The 19643-nt window shown below is 72.2% G+C and carries 16 protein-coding genes and 1 pseudogene; 9 read left to right on the plus strand and 8 right to left on the minus strand.

The window, feature by feature from the left end:
* Positions 1-119: 119 nt before the first annotated feature.
* The 5 genes from AB0O07_RS34305 to AB0O07_RS34325 all read left to right on the plus strand — a co-directional run bounded on the left by AB0O07_RS34305 (position 120) and on the right by AB0O07_RS34325 (position 4888).
* Positions 120-2114 (plus strand): phosphatidylglycerol lysyltransferase domain-containing protein, encoded by a 1995-nt coding sequence (locus AB0O07_RS34305; protein ID WP_365640949.1) that lies wholly within the window; start codon positions 120-122, stop codon positions 2112-2114.
* A 95-nt stretch (positions 2115-2209) separates the two neighbouring features.
* Positions 2210-3139 carry a dihydropteroate synthase gene (gene folP / locus AB0O07_RS34310; RefSeq protein WP_365640951.1) on the plus strand — a complete coding sequence of 310 codons (930 nt, stop codon included), beginning with the start codon at positions 2210-2212 and terminating at the stop codon, positions 3137-3139.
* A 215-nt stretch (positions 3140-3354) separates the two neighbouring features.
* On the plus strand, positions 3355-3714 hold the full coding sequence (gene folB / locus AB0O07_RS34315) for a dihydroneopterin aldolase (RefSeq protein ID WP_365640954.1): 360 nt from the start codon (positions 3355-3357) through the stop codon (positions 3712-3714).
* Positions 3711-4325, plus strand: a complete 615-nt coding sequence (folK, locus tag AB0O07_RS34320; RefSeq protein ID WP_365640956.1) for a 2-amino-4-hydroxy-6-hydroxymethyldihydropteridine diphosphokinase — start codon at positions 3711-3713, stop codon at positions 4323-4325. Before folB ends, folK begins: the two co-directional genes overlap by 4 nt.
* 53 nt (positions 4326-4378) lie before the next feature.
* Positions 4379-4888, plus strand: coding sequence for a DUF3180 domain-containing protein (locus tag AB0O07_RS34325; RefSeq protein WP_365640959.1), 510 nt, complete (start codon positions 4379-4381; stop codon positions 4886-4888).
* A gap of 64 nt (positions 4889-4952) precedes the next feature.
* On the opposite strand, the gene folE is transcribed toward AB0O07_RS34325, so the two are convergent.
* The 6 genes from folE to dacB form a co-directional block, all read right to left on the minus strand.
* Positions 4953-5558, minus strand: coding sequence for a GTP cyclohydrolase I FolE (gene folE, locus AB0O07_RS34330; protein WP_365640961.1), 606 nt, complete (start codon positions 5556-5558; stop codon positions 4953-4955).
* Between the two features lie 132 nt (positions 5559-5690).
* Positions 5691-7718, minus strand: a complete 2028-nt coding sequence (gene ftsH, locus AB0O07_RS34335) for an ATP-dependent zinc metalloprotease FtsH (RefSeq protein ID WP_365640963.1) — start codon at positions 7716-7718, stop codon at positions 5691-5693.
* Between the two features lie 180 nt (positions 7719-7898).
* Positions 7899-8459 carry a hypoxanthine phosphoribosyltransferase gene (hpt, locus tag AB0O07_RS34340; RefSeq protein WP_365640966.1) on the minus strand — a complete coding sequence of 187 codons (561 nt, stop codon included), beginning with the start codon at positions 8457-8459 and terminating at the stop codon, positions 7899-7901.
* 93 nt (positions 8460-8552) lie between these two features.
* Positions 8553-9656, minus strand: coding sequence for a tRNA lysidine(34) synthetase TilS (tilS, locus tag AB0O07_RS34345; RefSeq protein WP_365640968.1), 1104 nt, complete (start codon positions 9654-9656; stop codon positions 8553-8555).
* Positions 9657-9842: 186 nt separating this feature from the next.
* A complete protein-coding gene (locus tag AB0O07_RS34350; protein ID WP_365640970.1) occupies positions 9843-10973 on the minus strand; it encodes a zinc-dependent metalloprotease in 1131 nt (376 codons plus the stop codon).
* A 106-nt stretch (positions 10974-11079) separates the two neighbouring features.
* Complete coding sequence (dacB, locus tag AB0O07_RS34355; protein WP_365640972.1) at positions 11080-12516, minus strand: D-alanyl-D-alanine carboxypeptidase/D-alanyl-D-alanine-endopeptidase; 1437 nt, start codon at positions 12514-12516, stop codon at positions 11080-11082.
* Positions 12517-12687: 171 nt separating this feature from the next.
* On the opposite strand from dacB, the gene AB0O07_RS34360 reads away from it, so the two are divergent.
* Both AB0O07_RS34360 and AB0O07_RS34365 read left to right on the plus strand, forming a co-directional pair.
* A complete protein-coding gene (locus tag AB0O07_RS34360; RefSeq protein ID WP_365641039.1) occupies positions 12688-13182 on the plus strand; it encodes an inorganic diphosphatase in 495 nt (164 codons plus the stop codon).
* 204 nt (positions 13183-13386) lie between these two features.
* Positions 13387-15138, plus strand: a complete 1752-nt coding sequence (locus AB0O07_RS34365) for a threonine/serine exporter family protein (RefSeq protein WP_365640974.1) — start codon at positions 13387-13389, stop codon at positions 15136-15138.
* A gap of 122 nt (positions 15139-15260) precedes the next feature.
* On the opposite strand, the gene AB0O07_RS34370 is transcribed toward AB0O07_RS34365, so the two are convergent.
* Together AB0O07_RS34370 and AB0O07_RS34375 are read right to left on the minus strand one after the other, a co-directional pair.
* Positions 15261-16505 carry a VTT domain-containing protein gene (locus tag AB0O07_RS34370; RefSeq protein ID WP_365640976.1) on the minus strand — a complete coding sequence of 415 codons (1245 nt, stop codon included), beginning with the start codon at positions 16503-16505 and terminating at the stop codon, positions 15261-15263.
* Between the two features lie 317 nt (positions 16506-16822).
* Positions 16823-17056 (minus strand): hypothetical protein, encoded by a 234-nt coding sequence (locus AB0O07_RS34375; protein ID WP_365640979.1) that lies wholly within the window; start codon positions 17054-17056, stop codon positions 16823-16825.
* A 334-nt stretch (positions 17057-17390) separates the two neighbouring features.
* On the opposite strand from AB0O07_RS34375, the pseudogene AB0O07_RS34380 reads away from it, so the two are divergent.
* Both AB0O07_RS34380 and AB0O07_RS34385 read left to right on the plus strand, forming a co-directional pair.
* A pseudogene (locus AB0O07_RS34380) lies at positions 17391-17853 on the plus strand (ion channel protein); the annotation flags it as partial.
* 194 nt (positions 17854-18047) lie between these two features.
* The gene (locus AB0O07_RS34385) at positions 18048-19493 is read left to right on the plus strand and encodes a glutamate decarboxylase (protein WP_365640981.1); all 1446 of its coding nucleotides are present in this window, start codon (positions 18048-18050) and stop codon (positions 19491-19493) included.
* Positions 19494-19643: the final 150 nt, after the last annotated feature.

Raw genomic sequence — 19643 nt, forward strand, 5'->3', positions numbered from 1 at the left:
TTTCCCAGAAACAGATGAACCCGCTCCCCGGAAGCCGCGTCCTAGAGGGCGCAAAATGTCCGGACCCGCAGGGGGGCGTATCCGGGCAACCACACTCTCTCGCGGAGCCACGGGAAGCGATGTCTGTGACGCTAGATGGGGATAAATCAGGATCGGTTCCGGATCGGGCCCAGCACTCCCCCGGAGCACCCGCCAAGAACCCGCACTCCCCCGGCGCCGCCGCCGAGCACAAGAAGGAGCCCCAGCGCGTCCCCACCGCCGCGCGCCGTCTGCTGCGCGCCCCGCGCTCCGAGTCGGTCCCCCGGATCGTCGGCACGGCCTGTGCCTTCATCGGTCTGGTCGACATCGCCGCCGGGGTCTTCCCGCGCTTCCGGCACAGCCGGATGCACACCGTCGCCGAGGTCCTGCCGGGGGCGCTCGGCCCCTTCGCCGCCGCGCTCTCGCTGAGCGCCGGCGTACTCCTGCTGCTCCTCGCGCACGGGCTCAAGCGGCGCAAGCGCCGGGCGTGGCGGGCCGCCGTCTTCCTGCTGCCCGCGGGGGCCGTGGCCCAGTTCGCCTACCGGCACTCGGCGATCGGCGTGCTCCTCTCGCTCGCCCTGCTCGTCCTGCTGGTGCGCGGCCGCGCGGAGTTCAACGCCCTGCCCGACCCGCGCAGCCGCTGGCGGGCGCTGGCCAACTTCGTCCTCATGGGCGCCGGGTCGATCGGGCTCGGCCTGGTCATCGTCAGCGCCCATCCGCGCAGGACCGTCGGGAACCCGAGCCTCTCCGAACGCCTCGAACACGTGCTGTACGGGCTCTTCGGCCTCGAAGGCCCCATCGACTACCGGGGGCTCGTCAGCGGCACCGTCGGCTACTCGCTCGGCTCCCTCGGCCTGCTCACCGCGCTCACCACCATCTACTTCGCCTTCCGCCCCGAACACCCGGTCGCCCGGCTGACCGAGGAGGACGAGCGGCGGCTGCGCGCCCTGCTGGAGCGGCACGGCGGCCGGGACTCGCTGGGCCACTTCGCGCTCCGCCGCGACAAGGGCGTCGTCTTCTCGCCCAGCGGCAAGGCGGCCGTCTGCTACCGGGTGGTCTCCGGGGTGATGCTCGCCAGCGGTGACCCGATCGGCGACGTGGAGGCGTGGCCCGGGGCCATCGAACGCTTCATGGACGAGGCCAAGGCGCACTCCTGGACCCCGGCGGTGATGGGGTGCGGCGAGACCGGCGGCGAGGTCTGGACCCGCGAGACCGGCCTCGACGCGCTGGAGCTGGGCGACGAAGCGGTGGTGGACGTGCCGGATTTCTCCCTGCGCGGGCGCGCGATGCGCAACGTACGCCAGATGGTCACGCGCATCGAGCGGGCCGGTTACGAGACCCGCGTACGGCGCGCCCGTGACCTCTCGGACGAGGAGCTGGCCCGGATCCGCTCGGCCGCCGACGAGTGGCGGGGCACGGAGACGGAGCGCGGCTTCTCCATGGCGCTCGGCCGGATCGGCGACCCCGCCGACGGCGACTCGGTGATCGCCACGGCGCACAAGCCGGGCGAGGAGGCCCCGGGCCCGTACGGCGACCTGAAGGCCGTCCTCCACTTCGTTCCGTGGGGTACGGACGGGATGTCGCTGGACCTGATGCGCCGCGACCGCACCGCCGATCCGGGCATGAACGAGCTGCTGATCGTCGCCGCGCTCACCGCGGCGCCCGGCCTGGGCGTCACCCGGGTCTCGCTCAACTTCGCGATGTTCCGCTCGGCGCTGGCGCGCGGCGAGAAGCTGGGCGCGGGCCCGGTGCTGCGGATCTGGCGCGGGCTGCTCGTCTTCCTCTCCCGGTGGTTCCAGATCGAGTCGCTGTACCGCTTCAACGCCAAGTTCCGGCCCCGCTGGGAGCCCCGGTACGTGGTCTTCCGCTCCACCGGCGACCTGCCCAGGATCGCCTTCGCCGCGATGCAGGCGGAGGGCTTCGTCACCCTGTCGCTGCCGCGTCCGCTGCGCCGCCTCGGCCGCCCCCGCCACCAGCCGCAGGGCCGGCCCGGCAGCGGCTCGGGATCGTCCTCCGGCTCCCCGGAGGGCGGCGGCCCCGACGGCGGCGGCGCGGGCCACGGTCCGGCCCCCCGCACCGCCGCCCGCGCGGCGTAGGGGTCCTCCCGTACGGCTCCTCCCGTACGGGCCGGACGCCCGCCCGTACGGGACACCCCGGGGCACCCCGCACGACAGGCCCTAGGGTGGGGCATATGAGCATGTCGCACGCGCGGGGCACGGTCCAGGGGCTGCCGGAGTGGGACCGGTGCGCCGTCATGGGGGTCATCAATGTGACGCCCGACTCCTTCTCCGACGGTGGCCGCTGGTTCGACACCACCGCCGCCGTCAAGCGCGGCCTCGACCTCGCCGCCCACGGCGCCGACCTGGTCGACGTCGGCGGCGAGTCCACCCGCCCCGGCGCGGTCCGGGTCGACGAGGACGAGGAGCTGCGCCGGGTCGTCCCGGTGGTGCGCGGGCTGGCCGCCGAGGGGGTCAGGGTCTCCGTCGACACCATGCGGGCCCGGGTCGCCGAGCAGGCGGTCGCGGCCGGCGCGGTGCTGGTCAACGATGTCAGCGGCGGACTCGCCGACCCGGCGATGGTGCCCGCGGTGGCCGCCGCCGGGGTGCCGTTCGTGGTGATGCACTGGCGCGGCTTCAGCCAGGACATGAACAGCCGCGCCGTCTACCGGGACGTCGTCGCCGAGGTCACCGCCGAGCTGCGGGCCCGGATGGACGCCGTGGTCGACGGCGGGATCGCCCCCGAGCGCCTGGTGATCGACCCCGGTCTCGGCTTCGCCAAGGAGGCCGCCCACGACCTGGCGCTCCTCGCCCGCCTCCCCGAGCTGCGCGCCCTGGGCCGGCCGCTGCTGGTCGCCGCCTCCCGCAAGCGTTTCCTCGGCCATGTCCTCGCCGGCCCCTCGGGCACCCCGCCGCCCGCCCGCGAGCGCGACGCGGCCACCGCGGCGGTCTCCGCGATCGCCGCGCACCGGGGCGCCTGGGCGGTCCGGGTCCACGAGGTACGGGCCACGGCGGACGCGGTACGGGTGGCCCGCGCCGTCGAGGGCGCCCTCGGCCCCGGGGGCCACGGGGGCTCCGAGGCCACCGTCGCCGACAACACGGCGGACGGCGCGCCACCCGCGTGAGTGGGTCCTCACCCCCGGGGGATTGCGGCGGAAGAGCGCGGGTAGGGACGGCTACCAGTCGCGCGGCGCCGTCTTCCCCACCCCCTGCCGTTACCCGTCCTTCACCCCCGACCGGAAGCGTTGTCGGTGCCCGCGAGTACATTCAGCCTTGGGTCCCGTGCCGTACCCGTTCGCGGCCGGGCGCCCGACGACAAACGACAGCAGGAGTGATTCGCGTGGACCGTGTCGCGCTGCGCGGCCTGAAGGCCCGTGGGCACCATGGCGTCTTCCCCCGGGAGCGCGAGGAGGGCCAGACCTTCATCGTGGACCTGACGCTGGGCCTCGACACCCGCCCCGCGGCCGCCGCCGACGACCTGGCGAAGACCGTCCACTACGGCGTCGTCGCCGAGGAGGTCGTGGAGGTCGTCGAGGGCGAGGCCGTCGACCTGATCGAGACGCTGGCGGAGCGCATCGCCCAGAGCTGCCTCAAGCATGACGGTGTCCAGGAGGTCGAGGTGGTCGTGCACAAGCCGGACGCCCCGATCACCGTCCCCTTCGACGATGTGACCATCACCATCACCCGGAGCCGAGTATGAGTCCGAACCCATCGACCGGGCCGCAGAGCGACCCGACGGTCCAGCCGGTGCCCGCCTCCGTGGTCGCCCAGGTGGACGCCGCCGACACCACCCTCTCCAACCCGCGCCGCGCCGTGGTGGCGCTCGGCTCCAACCTCGGGAACCGGCTGGAGACGATCCAGGGCGCCATCGACGCCCTGGAGGACACCCCGGGCGTCCGGGTCAAAGCGGTCTCGCCGGTGTACGAGACGGAGCCGTGGGGGGTCGCCCCCGGCTCGCAGCCCTCGTACTTCAACGCGGTGGTGGTGGTGAAGACGACGCTGCCGCCCTCCTCGCTGCTGGAGCGCGGCCAGGCCATCGAGGAGGCCTTCGACCGGGTCAGGGACGAGCGCTGGGGGCCGCGCACGATCGACGTGGACATCCTGGCGTACGCGGACGTCGTCTCGGACGACCCGCTCCTCACCCTCCCGCACCCGCGCGCCCACGAGCGCGCCTTCGTCCTCGCGCCCTGGCACGACGTGGACCCGGAAGCCCAGGTTCCGGGCCGTGGTCCGGTGGCCGATCTGCTGACGGACGTCGGCAGGGACGGCGTACGGACCCGCGCCGACCTGGAACTGCGCCTCCCCGAATAGTCGTTAGGGTTGCGGGTCGGGTCAGTACGGCGAAGCGAAAGGCGGCTCTCTCGGTGAAGCAGTTGCGGATCGGCGTGCTCGCCGGCCTGTTCGTGGTGGCCGGCGTGCTCTCCTGGGCCGCGGCCCGCCTCTGGGACGCCCTCGGTACCCTGCCGAGCGTGCCGCTCGCGGCGCCCATCGTGCTCGCCGCGATCGCCGCGGTCCTCACCGCCACGGCCCTCTCGCTCCGCTCCCGGCTCAAGGCCCAGCGCGAGCGCCGCCCCGGCGCGCAGGGCGTCGACCCGCTGATGGCGGCCCGCGCCGTGGTCTTCGGCCAGGCGAGCGCGCTGGTCGCGGCGCTGGTCGGCGGGGCGTACGGCGGTACGGGGGTCTTCCTGCTCGGCTCGCTGGACATCCCGGCCCGCCGCGACCAGGCGATCTACGCCGGGTTCTCGGTGCTGGCCGGCATCGCGGTGATCGCCGCCGCGATCTTCCTCGAACGGGTCTGCAAGCTCCCCGAGGACGGCGAGCACAACGGCCACGGCGACAAGAACGGCCCGGCCCCGGCGGGCCCCGCCGCGTAACCCGGCTCCGTACTTCTCCGTACGCCTCCGTACGTCCGGTACGCACGTCTCGTCCGTACGGCCCTCAGCGGGCCAGGATCAGGCTCATCGCCTCGGCGCGGGTCGCCGGGTCGCGGAGCTGGCCGCGTACCGCCGAGGTGATCGTCTTGGCGCCCGGCTTCCTTATGCCGCGTACGGCCATGCACATGTGCTCGGCCTCGATGACGACGATGACGCCGCGCGCCTCCAGGATCCGCATCAGGGAGTCGCTGACCTGCGTGGTCAGCCGCTCCTGCACCTGCGGCCTGCGGGCGAAGACATCCACGAGGCGGGCCAGCTTCGACAGCCCGGTGATCTTCCCGTTGTCCGCCGGGATGTAGCCGACGTGCGCGACCCCGTGGAACGGCAGCAGATGGTGCTCGCAGACCGAGACGATCTCGATGTCCTTGACGAGCACCATCTCGTCATGGCCCAGGTCGAACGTGGTGGTCAGCACGTCCTCCGGCTCCTGCCAGAGGCCCGCCAGGATCTCCTTGTACGCCCGCGCCACCCGCCCGGGAGTCGCGCGCAGCCCCTCCCTGTCCGGGTCCTCCCCGACCGCGATCAGAAGTTCCCGCACCGCATTCTCGGCCCGCTTCTCGTCGAATTCGCGGACCGGGGTCTCCCCGTCCAGCGTCACCGGGTCGGTCATGTGTGCCTCGTTCCTGTGCCGTTCTCATGGTGCGGGCAAACGAATACCGCGCCCCCACAGGCTAAAACCTGGGGGACGCGGCATCCATTCCGGGCCCTGGGGCGAGTCGCCCCGGCGGCGGCCCGGCCGCCGTCAGCTCTCCGGACGGTCCTCCGGAACCGCCTCGGTGGGCGTCTCGCCGGTGGTCCCGGAGGGCAGCCCCCCGTTGGCCCCGGCCGCACCGTTGGTCAGCGCCAGCTCCTTCGGCGAGAGCACCGGCGGACGCGTCGAGGGCGTACGCCGCGAGGAGCCGGTCCACGCGGGACGCGCGGGCCGCTTCACGATGGTCGAGAAGATCTCGGCGACCTGTTCCTTGTTGAGCGTCTCCTTCTCCAGGAGCGCCAGCACCAGGTTGTCGAGTACGTCACGGTTCTCGACCAGGATCTCCCACGCCTCGTTGTGCGCGGTCTCGATGAGCTTCTTGACCTCTTCGTCGACGAGCGCGGCGACCTCTTCCGAGTAGTCGCGCTGGTGCGCCATCTCCCGGCCGAGGAAGGGCTCGGTGTTGTCGCCGCCGAACTTGATGGCGCCGAGCCGCTCGGTCATCCCGTACTGCGTGACCATCGCCCGCGCCGTGGCCGTGGCCTTCTCGATGTCGTTGGCCGCGCCGGTGGTCGGGTCGTGGAAGACCAGCTCCTCCGCCGCGCGCCCGCCCATCATGTAGGCGAGCTGGTCGAGCATCTCGTTGCGCGTGGTCGAGTACTTGTCCTCGTCCGGCAGGACCATGGTGTAGCCGAGGGCCCGGCCGCGCGAGAGGATCGTGATCTTGTGCACCGGGTCGGAGTTCGGAGACGCCGCGGCGACCAGGGCGTGTCCGCCCTCGTGGTACGCGGTGATCTTCTTCTCCTTCTCGGACATGAGCCGGGTCCGCTTCTGCGGCCCCGCCACGACCCGGTCGATCGCCTCGTCCAGCGCCTGGTTGTCGACGAGCTTCCCGTCGCCGCGCGCGGTGAGCAGCGCGGCCTCGTTCAGCACGTTGGCCAGGTCGGCGCCGGTGAAGCCGGGCGTACGGCGGGCGACGGCGCCCAGGTCGACGTCCGGGGCGACCGGCTTGCCCTTCTGGTGGACCTTGAGGATCTCCAGACGGCCCTGCATGTCCGGGCGGTCGACGGCGATCTGCCGGTCGAAGCGGCCCGGGCGGAGCAGCGCCGGGTCGAGGATGTCCGGCCGGTTGGTGGCGGCGATCAGGATGACGCCGCCCTTCACGTCGAAGCCGTCCATCTCCACGAGGAGCTGGTTGAGGGTCTGCTCGCGCTCGTCGTGCCCGCCGCCGAGGCCCGCGCCGCGGTGGCGTCCCACGGCGTCGATCTCGTCGACGAAGACGATCGCCGGGGCGTTCGCCTTGGCCTGCTCGAAGAGGTCGCGGACCCGGGAGGCGCCGACACCGACGAACATCTCGACGAAGTCGGAGCCGGAGATCGAGTAGAACGGGACCCCGGCCTCGCCGGCGACCGCACGGGCCAGCAGCGTCTTGCCCGTACCGGGCGGGCCGTAGAGGAGCACGCCCTTCGGGATCTTGGCGCCGACGGCCTGGAACTTCGCCGGCTCCTGGAGGAATTCCTTGATCTCGTGGAGTTCCTCGACGGCCTCGTCGGACCCGGCCACATCGGCGAAGGTCGTCTTCGGGGTGTCCTTGGTGATGAGCTTGGCCTTGGACTTCCCGAACTGCATGACGCGCGATCCGCCGCCCTGCATCTGGTTCATCAGGAACAGGAAGACCACGACGATCAGCACGAAGGGCAGCAGCGAGAACAGCACCGAGAGGAACGGGCTCTGCTTCGACGGCGAGACCGTGTAGCCCTTGGTGATGTCACCGTTCTGGAACTTCGTCTGGAGCGTCGCCGCCAGCGAGGATCCCTGGTTGCCGATATAGCTGGCCTGGATCTTGTCGCTGCCCTTGATCTTCAGGCCGTCCTTGAGGTCGACCTTGATGATCTGATCGTCGCCGGTGGTCAGTTTGACCTGCTCGGCCTGGTTCTTGTCGATCGCCTGGACGACCTCACCGGTGTCCACCGTCTTGTAGCCGCCCGACGAGCCGACGACCTGCATCAACACGACCACGGCGAGGACGGCCAGCACGATCCACATGACCGGCCCACGGAAGTATCGCTTCACGTCCATCCATACGGAGCGAAGTCGCCCCGTCCCTCCTGCCCGTAGGTAAATGCTGCTGTGAGAAAAGACTGTTCCTGGGAAGGTACCCCAGCATCATGGCCCGCGACCGCACGGGACGGCGGGTGAACCCGTCTTCCCCTGCTCCAACGGCGAGCACCGCCCTGAGGTTCCCGGCGATATGTCCGGTCAGCCACCGTAGACATGCGGGGCGAGCGTTCCGACGAACGGGATGTTGCGGTATTTCTCCGCGTAGTCCAGGCCGTATCCGACGACGAACTCATTGGGAATGTCGAAGCCGATCCATTTGACGTCGATCGCGACCTTTGCGGCATCCGGCTTACGGAGCAGGGTGCAGACCTCCAGCGAGGCCGGCTCCCGGGAACCGAGGTTGGAGAGCAGCCAGGAGAGGGTCAGTCCGGAGTCGATGATGTCCTCGACGATCAGGACGTGCTTGCCCTTGATGTCGGTGTCCAGGTCCTTGAGGATCCGGACCACGCCCGAAGACTGGGTGCCCGCCCCGTAGGAGGAGACGGCCATCCAGTCCATCGTCACGGGGGTGGACAGGGCCCGCGCCAAGTCCGCCATGACCATCACGGCGCCCTTGAGGACACCGACGAGAAGCAGATCCTTGCCTGCGTACTCCGCGTCGATCTTCGCGGCCAGTTCGGCCAGCTTCGCGTCGATCTCTTCCTTGGTGATGAGCACCGACTTGAGGTCGGTGCCCAGGTCCTTGTCGTCCACCCGCATCACTTTCGTTGTCGGCCGGGGATCCGGACCGGGCGCGACCGCTCGTGCGCGCCCTGGGTGGTCCGGGAGACACAGCCGTAGTGCTTCCGCGCTTCAGCCCTGCCGGATGACCAGTCTGCCACCCTGCCTCCTGGCCTCCACGCGGCCGGGCAGATTGATGGCTCCCTGGCCGCGCCAGCCGGTGATCAGGCGGTCGACCTCTTCGATGTGACGGGCGAACAGCGAACCGGCGGGGGCGCCCGCGGCGATGACGGCCCGGCGCAGCACCCGGCGGCGGACGGCGCGGGGCAGTGCGTGGAGCCGGGCGCAGGCGAGCTGCCCGGTGTCGTCCCGTACGGCCCCCTCCGCGTCGGCGGCCCACGCGTCGAGGGCGTCGGCGTCGTCGCGGGAGAGCTGGGCGGTACGGGCCAGGGCCTGGACGAGGCCCTTGCCGAGCGCCTTCTCCAGGGCCGGCAGCCCTTCGTGGCGCAGCCGGGAGCGGGTGTAGGCGGGGTCGGTGTTGTGGGGGTCGTCCCAGACGGGGATGGACTGGACGAGGCAGGCCTTGCGGGCGGTCTGCCGGTCGAGCTGGAGGAAGGGGCGCCGGTAGCGTCCGGCCGTCCCCGAGACGGCCGCCATGCCCGACAGGGAGCGGGTCCCCGAGCCCCGGGCGAGGCCGAGCAGAACCGTCTCCGCCTGGTCGTCGCGGGTGTGGCCGAGGAGGACAGCGGCGGCGCCATGGCGCTCGGCCACGGCATCGAGGGCGGCGTACCGCGCGTCCCGGGCGGCGGCCTCGGGGCCGCCCACCCGTCGCCCGCCACCACCCCTGATCGAGGCGCTGTGCGCCACCCTTGTTTCCCTTCCGACATCGACGGCGACGGCCTCGACGGGGTCGAGGCCGATCGCGGTGAGCCGGGCGACGACCTCGGCGGCGCGGAGCGCCGAGCCGTCCTGGAGGCCGTGGTCGACGGTGACGGCGCCCGCCCGTACGGAGAGCTTGGGGGCCTCGAAGGCGAGGGCGGAGGCGAGTGCCATGGAGTCGGCGCCGCCGGAGCAGGCGACGAGGACGAGCGGGGGCTCGCCTCCGGCGCGGGGGGTGGGTGTGGCGGGGGGTGCGGGGGAGGTGGTGGTGAGGAGTGCGGCGTGGTCGTCGAGGACCTCGTGGAGTACGCGGCGGACCGCCAGGCGTATCGCCGCGACCGCAGGATGGGGACCCATATCCGGTGCCCTTCGTGATGGTATTTGGGGGGTGCCTCGGCCGGAGAACGAGCGGAGAGCGTCACTCAGAGTGCGTCGATGGTGACAGAACCGAGCCATTACCCGAGCATTGCACGCCCATCCCTCACCCACGGTCCCTCGGATGGGTGATACGTGAGGCGTCCCCCTGCCAAAGTCAGCTCCGGCTCACGATTCGGCCTTACGGTGCACCCGCGCAACCCAGTCCGCCGGTTTGGCGATCTCCGCCTTGGTGGGGAGGGTGTTGGGCGAGGTCCAGATCCGGTTGAAGCCGTCCATGCCGACCTCCCCGACGACGGCCCGTACGAACCGCTCGCCGTCCCGGTACTGGCGGAGCTTGGCGTCGAGGCCGAGGAGCTTGCGGAGCGCGAGGTCGAGCCGTCCGGCGCCGCGGGCCCGGCGCTGCTGGAACTTCTCGCGGATCTCGGCGACGGAGGGCACGACCTGGGGGCCCACGCCGTCCATGACGAAGTCGGCGTGGCCTTCCAGCAGGGACATCACGGCGGTGAGCCGGCTCAGGATCTCGCGCTGGCCCGGGGTCTGGACCAGCTCGACGAGGGACCTGCCGCCGTCCTCCTCGCGCTCGCCCTCGGGGCGGCCCCCGGCGAACGACTGGGCGGCCTCGCGGAGCCGCTCGACCACGGTCATCGGGTCGACGTCGGTCTGGTCGAGGAACGACTGGATCTCGCCCTGGAGGTGGTCGCGCAGCCAGGGGACGCCGGTGAACTGGGTGCGGTGGGTCTCCTCGTGGAGCGCGACCCAGAGCCGGAAGTCGTGCGGGTCGACGTCCAGTTCGCGTTCGACATGGACGATGTTGGGGGCGACGAGCAGCAGCCGGCCGCCGTCGGTGGCGGCCGGGAGGTCGCGGGTGGCGGGGGCGAAGGTCTCGTACTGGCCGAGGACCCGGGAGGAGAGGAAGGAGAGCAGCATGCCCACCTCGACGCCGGTGACCTTGCCGCCGACCGCGCCGATGACGGCGCCGCCGGGGCCGCCGGGGCGGCGCTCGCGCATCTTCTCGAAGAGCGGCTTCAGCAGCTCGCGGAAGCCCGCCACGTTGGCCTTGATCCACCCCGCGCGGTCCACGACGAGGACCGGGGTGTCCGGTGGCTCGTGGTCCGCCGGGATCATCTTCGTGTAGCCGCGGACGTGGTCCTCGGCCGCCTTGGCGTGGCGCCGCAGCTCCGCGACGATCTCGCGCGCCTCGTCGCGGCTGACCTCTGGTCCTGGCCGTACGAAGCGGGTCGCGGTCGCCACCGCGAGGTTCCAGTCGACCATCTCTGCACCACCGATGCTCGTCATTCCTCAACCGTACGTGCTCGGCCCGGGGTGCGGTGGGGTGCGGGGTTCCTGGTTCTTCCCCGGTTCCGACCCTTAGGGGGCGGGTCACGGGGGCGGTGCGGGGCGGCTACCCCTGGGCGGGCCGGGGTGTGGGGGCCGGATGCGGGAGGAGGGCGTTGGAGAGCCGGTCCAGGGCCGTCTGGGCGTCCTCGGGGTCCTTGGTGCCGCCCGCGAGGAACGCGAAGGCGAGCAGCCGGCCCTCACCGTCGACGACGGTGCCGGCCAGGGTGTTCACGCCGGTGAGGGTGCCGGTCTTGGCCCGGACGAGCCCGGCGGCGGGCGCGGCGTCCTCGTACCGGCTCCTGAGGGTGCCGGTGAAGCCCGCGACGGGGAGGCCGGTGAGGATGGGGCGCAGCTCCGGGTGGGCGGGGTCGGCGGCGCGCGCGAGCAGGGCGGTGAGCAGGGCGGCGCTGGTCTTGTCGGCGCGGTTGAGGCCGCTGCCGTCGGCGAACCGGGTGCCCTTGAGGGGCATGCCGAGCTTGCCGAGCTGGGCGGTGACGGCGCGGTCGGCGCCGGCGAAGCTGGCGGGTTCGTGGGCGGCGAGGGCGGTCTGCCGGGCGAGCGATTCCGCGATGTCGTTGTCGGAGTTGGTGAGCGCGCGTTCGACCAGGTCGCCGAGGGGGGCGGAGGTGGTGCGCGCGAGCGGTTCCGAGCCCTTGGGGGACTTGCCCGCGGCGGGCGCCCTGGTGGTGCGGACGCCGTGGTCGCGGAGGAGGCCGGCGAAGGCACGGGCGGCGTCGGCGGCCGGGTCGGTGGAGCGCTGGGCGGGTCCCGAGGTGGACTTGTCGAGGCGGCCCTGTCCGGCCATCAGGGGGACGACGGGGGCGATGTTGTCGTTACGGCCGATGGGGTGTTCCCGGGGCCCGGAGTAGAGCGAGAGGTCGTAGCGGAGTTCGACCTTGGTGACGTCCGCGTCGCGCAGGGCGCGGGCGGTGTCCTCGGCGAGGGCGGCGAGCCGCCGCTGGTCGAGGGTGGCGTCGCCGCCGCCGACCAGGGTGATCCTCCGGTGGTCGGGGGTGGCCTCGACGGTGGTGGCGATGCGGTGGTCGGGGCCGAGGGCGGTGAGCGCGGCGGCCATGGTGGCGATCTTGACGGTGGAGGCCGGGGTCATCGGGTGGCCCGCGGCGCGGGTGAAGAGCACCTCGCCGGTGGCGGTGTCCACCACGGAGGCGGTACGGGAGCTGCCGAGCGCGTCGGTGTCGAGGAGCTTGCCGAGGGTCCGGGCCAGCTCCGTGTCGGTGGTCCCGGGCGCGGCCTGGGGGCGGGTGCCGGGGGCGGTGAGGGCGCGGAGCACCTCGGCCGCGCTGGGCGCGGGGGCGGGCGTGCGGGGCGCGGAGGGGCCGTGATGCGCGCCACCCGCGCCCCCCTGGGCGGCCGCCCACTCGCGTTCGGCCTTACGCTGGCCGGAGTCCCAGGGGCCCGCCGCGGCCACCGCCACGGCGGCGAGGACGAGGCCGACCGCGGCGGAACCCGCCGTGACCTGCCACGCTTTCGGCTCAACCATGGCTGACCAGCCCCTTTCGCGATCACGCTGCGGTGTGAGGGACACTTAACCACTGCGGTTCGCCCCGCGCGGGGCACCCCGGCCCGTAACGGCCTGTCAGACGGGCCGGGCGGAAGGTCACCGCACCGCAGCACCACCCCGGACATTGTGTTGAGCATGGAGGAGCCACCCGTGGAGTTCGACGTCACCATCGAGATCCCTAAGGGTTCGCGGAACAAGTACGAGGTGGACCACGAGACCGGCCGGATCCGTCTGGACCGCCGGCTCTTCACCTCGACCAGCTACCCGGCGGACTACGGATTCGTCGAGAACACCCTGGGCGAGGACGGCGACCCGCTGGACGCCCTGGTCATCCTGGACGAGCCGACCTTCCCCGGCTGCCTGATCAAGTGCCGTGCCATCGGCATGTTCCGGATGACGGACGAGGCCGGCGGCGACGACAAGCTGCTCTGCGTCCCCGCCTCCGACCCCCGGGTGGAGCACCTGCGCGACATCCACCACGTCTCGGAGTTCGACCGCCTGGAGATCCAGCACTTCTTCGAGGTCTACAAGGACCTGGAGCCGGGCAAGTCGGTCGAGGGCGCCGACTGGGTCGGCCGCAGCGAGGCCGAGGCGGAGATCGAGGCCTCGTACAAGCGCCTGGAGGCGCAGGGCGGCGCGCACTGATCGCAGCGCGCGCCGGCTTCCGACCGGCGCGGTGGCGCCGGACGGACGACGGGCGGCGCACCCCTCGTGGGTGCGCCGCCCGTCCGTGTGCGCGCGCCCCTTTTCCCGTGCTCATACTGGGCGAGCGGCGGGTACACGAAGCCATGGCCGAGTGACGAAGACATGACCGGGTGACATGAGCGGGCCGAGAAGCCCGGACAAGGAGTGAGGACGCAGACCGTGGTGGCCGAGCCGGACCGCGCCGACGACGGGGCACCCCCGTCCCCGCCGTCGTCCCCGTCGTCGACCCCGTCGGACGAGGCGCACAGCGCCTTCACCCCGCCGCTCGGGGTGGAGCAGCCGCCGCTCTTCGAGGACGACCAGCCGACCTCCGAGTTCGCGCTCCCCGACGGGGCGTGGACGGAGCCGCCCGCCGAGCCCGAGGGCTCCGCCTTCGAGGTGCCGGAGGCGGTACGTCCGGACGCCGTCCGCGCGCACTCCGGCGCGGGCGCGGGCGCGGGGCTCCACGGTTCCACCGCGTACACGCCCGCGCACGGGGTCCCGATGCTGGCGCTCAGCAAGGAGGCGCCCTGGCAGGACCGGATGCGGACGCTGCTGCGGATGCCGGTCGGGGACCGCCCCGTACCGGACACCGTGCAGCGCCACGACGACCAGGGGCCCGCCGTGCCGCGCGTGCTCGACCTGACGCTGCGCATCGGGGAGCTGCTGCTGGCGGGCGGCGAGGGCGCGGAGGACGTCGAGGCGGCGATGTTCGCGGTGTGCCGGGCGTACGGGCTGGACCGGTGCGAGCCGACGGTCACCTTCACGCTGCTCTCCATCTCCCATCAGCCGTCGCTGGTGGAGGACCCGGTGTCGGCGAACCGGACGGTACGGCGGCGGGGCACCGACTACACCCGGCTCTCCGCCGTCTACACGCTGATCGACGACATCACCACCGAGGAGACCGACACCACCCTGGAGGAGGCGTACCGGCGCCTCGCGGAGATCCGGCGCAACCGGCACCCGTACCCGGGGTGGGCGCTGACCCTGGCGAGCGGGCTGCTGGCCGGGGCCGCCTCGGTGCTGGTCGGCGGCAGCGTGATCGTCTTCGTGACCGCCGCGTGCGGGGCGATGCTCGGCGACCGGCTGGCGTGGCTCTGCGCGGGGCGCGGGCTGCCGGAGTTCTACCAGTTCGTGGTGGCGGCGATGCCGCCCGCCGCGATGGGGGTGGCGCTGACGCTGCTGGGGCCGCATGTGGCCTGGGAGGGGCGCCCCTCGGCGGTGATCACCGGCGGGCTCTTCGCGCTGCTGCCGGGGCGGGCGCTGGTGGCCGGGGTGCAGGACGGTCTGACCGGGTACTACATCACGGCGTCCGCGCGGCTGCTGGAGGTCATGTACTTCTTCATCGCGATCGTGATCGGCGTGCTGCTCGTGCTCTATCTGGGCGTCCAGCTCCACGCCGAGCTCAATCCGGAGGCGGCGCTGCACACGGTGGTCCGGCCGGTGGCGCAGACCCTGGCGGCGGTGACGCTGAGTTTCTCGTTCGCGATCCTGCTCCAGCAGGAACGTTCCACTGTGCTGATGGTCTCGCTCAACGGCGGGGTCGCCTGGGTGGTCTACGCGGCGATGCACGACATCGGCCGGATCTCCCCGGTGGCCTCCACGGCGGTCGCCGCCGGCGTGGTCGGCCTCTTCGGGCAGCTCTTCTCGCGCTACCAGTTCGCCTCGGCGCTGCCGTATGTCACGGCGGCGATCGGCCCGCTGCTGCCGGGCTCCGCGACCTACTTCGGGCTGCTCGGCTTCGCCCAGAACGAGCTGGACCGGGGGCTCGCCTCGCTCTCCAAGGCGGTGGCGCTGGCGCTGGCGATCGCGGTGGGGGTGAACCTGGGCGGCGAGATCTCCCGGCTCTTCCTCAAGGTGCCGGGCTCGGGCCGGGCGTCGAGCCGCCGCGCGGCCAAACGGACGCGCGGCTTCTAGCCCTCCGGGTCTCCGGGTCTTCTCTCCGGGGGGGCCTGACGGTCCCGTACGGCCGCCTCGGCCGGCCAGGCGGTGGGTTGAGCGGGTCCCGGATTCTCCGCAAAGAATCCGGGACCCGCTGTTCAGCGCCGTCCGTACGGGTCCACGCCGCCGTCGGCCGTGTCGTCGCCCGTGCCGGGCCCCTGGGGCTGCTGAGGCGCCTGGTACGGGCCGCCGGGGGCCTGGTAGCCGCCGGGGGCCGCCTGGTACGGCCCGGGGGCCTGGGGGGCCTGGTAGCCGCCCTGCTGCTCCGGGTAGCCGCCGGGCGTCTGGTACGGGTCGGGGTTCTGCTGATAGGGGTTGGGGGTCTGCTGGTACGGGTCGGACGCCTGCCCGTATCCCCCCTGGGCCTGGCCGTAACCGCCCTGGGGCTGCCCGTAGCCGCCCTGGGGCTGCCCGTAGCCGCCGGCTGCCTGATACGCGCCGGGGACCTGCTGGCCCTGCTGACCCTGCCGGCCGTACCCCCCCTGGTCCTGGGCCGGGGCGTACTGCTGGACCGGGGCCTGGCCCTGCGGCCCGCCGCCCGGGCCGCCCTGCCCCGGTCCACCGGAGTCGCCGGAGATCTTCGGGAAGCGCATGGTCTCGGCGCCGGGCGTGCCGGGCGCGGGCGCGCCGGGGGCCCCGTACCCCGCCATGGCCTCGGCACCCGGGCCGACCAGGCCGTCGTCCACGGCGGGCCGGCCCTCGCCCGCCGCGGCGGCCCGCTTGCCCTGGGCCCGTGCGCGCAGCACCTCGATCACGATGGGCAGCACCGAGATCAGCACGATCAGAATGAGGATCAGCTCGATGTGCTGGTGCACGAACGCGATCTTGCCGAGCGCGGCGCCCAGCAGGGTGACCCCGGCGCCCCAGAGGGTGCCGCCGACGATGTTGAAGATGATGAACGAGCGGTAGTTCATCCGGCTGACGCCGGCGATGATCGGCGTGAAGGTCCGCACCACGGGCACGAAGCGGGCGAGCACCAGGGACTTCGGGCCGTACTTCTCGAAGAAGTCGTGCGCCTTCTCGACGTTCTCCTGCTTGAAGAGGCGGGAGTCGGGGCGCTTGAAGAGCGCGGGTCCCACCTTCCTGCCGAAGAGATACCCGACCTGGTCACCGGCGATCGCGGCCAGCACGATCAGCCCGCAGACCATCCAGAGCGGCGTCTTCAGGGCGCCGGTGGTGACCAGCAGGCCCGTGGTGAAGAGCAGCGAGTCACCGGGGAGGAAGAAGCCGATCAGCAGACCGGACTCGGCGAAGACGATGACCAGGACACCGATCAGCCCGAAGGTCCCGATCAGATAGTCCGGGTCCAGCCAGCTTGGTCCGAGCGCAAGGGTGGTGGTCACGAATTCCGGACTCCTGAGTCATGGATCGTTCGATCGCGGGACGGCGTGGGTCGGCCGCGCACAAGCTATCAACGGCCGGCCACTCCCCCAGGTTCCACCCACCCCCTTCGGCCCGCGATCGGACCTCATGCCCCTCCCGGCACTAGGGCCTGTCTGACAATTCCCGTCGTCGCCCGGAGGGCGGCCTCGCGGCGTCAGGTGCGTGCTCTCGGCGTGCCGGGCCCTGACCCACGTACTGGACGTACTTGGGTCAGGGCCCGGTGCGGCGAGAGTGCGTGCATGGCGTCGCGAGGCAGGCGGGAATTGTCAGACAGGCCCTAGGAAGGGTCGCGCCGCAGGTGTTCCAGGGTGGGGTCCAGAGCCGAGTCGTAGATCCCGGTCCCCCGGCAGTGCTTACAGGCCCCCATACGCGCCACGGTCTCCGCGTTGCTCCCGAAGGGGTCGGCACCGGGGACGTACGCGTACGTGTACTGCACGGCTCCGCTTCCGAAGCACCAGCGACAGTTCCCGCCCGTGGGCCCGGACTCGGGGGTGTCCTCGTGTTCGTTCACCGGGACTGCCCCTGCACCATGCCGTTGCCCGAGCACGCGCCACACGTCTCCGGAATGGGCACCTCATTGCCCTGCGTGTCTGACTTGAGCTGCACAATCACCCCTTGTCCACCGCATGCAGAGCACACCTGCATGCCAACCGGGTCTTCGTCGCTCACGAGACTAGTCCCTTCCCTGTGACCGCTCCCGGCACCCGACCGACCGCACGAGCCGCACCTCCGCTCACCAGGCGGTACGTGATTATTCGTTCGCATTCTCGCCAAAGGGGACCCTACCCACGTATCCACGTACCCACCCGAGGAGACCGCGCCACTCCACCGAGGCACGGACCGGGGTGGCGGCGTTCCCGTACGTCCACGCCTTCTTCCGGCGGCTGCGCCACCCCGTGCTCTCCCTGGGGGCGGGCGGGCTCGTGCTGGGGCTGCTGGGGGTGCTCGGGGGGCCGCTCACGCTCTTCAAGGGGCTGGACGAGGAAGCTGGCCGCCCTGCTCACCGCCGCCACCTGCGGCTTCCGGGGCGGCCGGATCTTTCCCGCCGTCTTCGTGGGCGTCGCGTTCGGGCTCTGCGCACATGCCCTGGTGCCGGCCGTGCACCCCGCCCTCGGGGTGGTCTGCGGCGTCCTCGGGGTGCTGCTCGCCGTCACCCGGCAGGGGTGGCTGAGCCTGTTCACCGCGGCGGTCCTGGTCGCCGACACCAACGTGCTGCCGCTGCTCTGCGTGGCCGTGCTCCCCGCCTGGCTGCTGGTCACCGGCCGCCCCCAGATGCAGTTGCACGAGGACGGCACGCCTCTGCGGTGACCGGGCGGCGGCAGGGCGGCGGCCCTGAGGACGTCGCCCGGGGCGGCGGGCAGCGGCAAACGGGCTCCGCCCGCCGGGCGGTTCGCGGCGTTCGTCCGTATTCTCACGGAGGGGGCCGCACGAACGTACCGACGTACCGACGTACCGCGTACGCAGGTACCACGTATCCACGTACCCACCCGAGGAGACCGCGGATGCCACTCCACCGAGGCACGGACCGGGCCAACGGCGTCTCCGACCTGCCCGAGAAGGACCGGGCCGAGCTGCGGCGGCTGTCGCTCAATCCGTTCTTCGGGGAGGCGGACCCGGTGAGCGAGATGGTGTCGGCGCCGCCCACCCACCGGCTCCCGGACACCCCGACGCCGCCGCATACGGCGTATCAGCTCATCCATGACGAGCTGATGCTCGACGGCAACTCCCGGCTCAACCTCGCGACCTTCGTCACCACCTGGATGGAGCCGGAGGCCGGGACGCTGATGGCGGAGTGCCTCGACAAGAACATGATCGACAAGGACGAGTACCCGCGCACCGCCGAGCTGGAGCGGCGGTGCGTCGTGATGCTCGCCGACCTGTGGAACGCCCCGGACCCGATGGGCGCCCTCGGCTGCTCGACCACCGGGTCGAGCGAGGCCTGCATGCTCGCCGCGCTCGCGCTCAAGCGGCGCTGGGCCAAGCGGAACGCGGCGCGCTATCCGGCGACCGCCCGCCCCAACCTGGTCATGGGCGTCAACGTGCAGGTCTGCTGGGAGAAGTTCTGCGCCTTCTGGGAGGTCGAACCGCGGTTCGTGCCCATGGAAGGCGACCGCTTCCACATCGACCCGCGGGCGGCAGCCGACCTGTGCGACGAGGACACCATCGGGGTCGTCGCCGTCATGGGCTCCACCTTCGACGGCTCGTACGAACCGGTCGCCGAGGTGTGCGCGGCGCTGGACGCGCTCCAGGCCCGCACCGGGCTCGACATCCCCGTCCATGTCGACGGGGCCTCCGGCGGCATGGTCGCGCCCTTCCTCGACCCGGACCTGGTCTGGGACTTCCGGCAGCCGCGCGTCGCCTCCATCAACACGTCGGGGCACAAGTACGGGCTGGTCTACCCCGGGGTCGGCTGGGTGCTCTGGCGCTCCTCCGCCGAACTCCCCGAAGAGCTGGTCTTCCGCGTCAACTACCTGGGCGGCGACATGCCCACCTTCGCGCTGAACTTCTCCCGGCCCGGCGCCCAGGTGGTCGCGCAGTACTACACGTTCCTGCGGCTCGGGAAGGAGGGCTACCGCGCCGTGCAGCAGACCGCGCGGGACATCGCCACCCGCCTCTCCGGGCGGATCGCGAAGCTGGGCGACTTCCGGCTGCTCACCCGGGGCGACCAACTGCCCGTCTTCGCCTTCACCACCGCCCCCGGGGTGACGAACTTCGACGTCTTCGACGTCTCGCGCAGGCTCCGCGAACATGGCTGGCTGGTCCCCGCGTACACCTTCCCCGCCCACCGCGAGGACCTCTCCGTGCTCCGGGTGGTCTGCCGCAACGGCTTCTCGGCGGACCTCGCCGCGCTGCTCGTGGCCGACCTGCGGCGGCTGCTGCCCGAGCTGCGGGCCCAGGACCATCCGCTCAACCGCGACAAGGAGGCGGCGACGGGGTTCCACCACTGAGGGACGGGTGCGGTGGTACGGGGGCGACGGCGGCCCGCGTACCACCGCACCGGGTACGGCGCCCGGCGCCCGGGGCGCCGAAGAGGTCCCGTACCGCCGCTGTACCCCGTGACCGCCTGCCGCCCGGTCCCCCGTTCCCATTAGTCAAAC

The sequence above is a fragment of the Streptomyces sp. NPDC093085 genome, from assembly GCF_040683935.1.
Lineage (GTDB): Bacteria > Actinomycetota > Actinomycetes > Streptomycetales > Streptomycetaceae > Streptomyces.